The following is a 382-nucleotide window of genomic DNA, read 5'->3' as shown; positions in this document are numbered from 1 at the left end:
CGTCGAGGGAGCCGGATCAGGCCGGCTCGTAGGTCAGGCAGTTGGCCGACATGGCGTCCCCACCCGGGCCGACGCTCACGGCGTCGGCGGTGCACTCGAGATCGGCGTTGTGCCGGCAGTCCGTGCGCGAGCAGGCACCGACCTGGGCCACGCCCGAACCCATGCCGCCCTTCGTCTCGAGCGCGATGAAGGTGCCGCAGGCGGCGCCCTCGGCCCGGACGGTGATCGCGAAGGCGTGACAGCCGCCCTGGTTGTAGGCGCATTCCGTGACCGTGCATTCCTGCACGGCCGGCATCATCGTGGCCATGTGGTCTCCTTCGTCGCTTTGCTTCTGTCGCCACTGTGGCACCGCGTGTGGGTCAGGCCAAGCGTTCCTTCGAGG

Annotated in this window: 1 protein-coding gene; it reads right to left on the bottom strand. The window is 69.4% G+C overall.

All coding sequences use genetic code 11. The features are described from left to right. Nucleotides 1-16: 16 nt before the first annotated feature. Nucleotides 17-307 (bottom strand): DUF1540 domain-containing protein, encoded by a 291-nt coding sequence (locus I6F37_RS44925; RefSeq protein ID WP_225155120.1) that lies wholly within the window; start codon nt 305-307, stop codon nt 17-19. Nucleotides 308-382 lie beyond the last annotated feature (75 nt).

This window comes from Bradyrhizobium sp. NBAIM08, assembly GCF_020193935.1.
GTDB lineage: Bacteria > Pseudomonadota > Alphaproteobacteria > Rhizobiales > Xanthobacteraceae > Bradyrhizobium > Bradyrhizobium yuanmingense.
The sequence above is the reverse complement of the archived record's forward strand: the minus strand, read 5'-3'. Positions and strand labels throughout refer to the sequence as shown.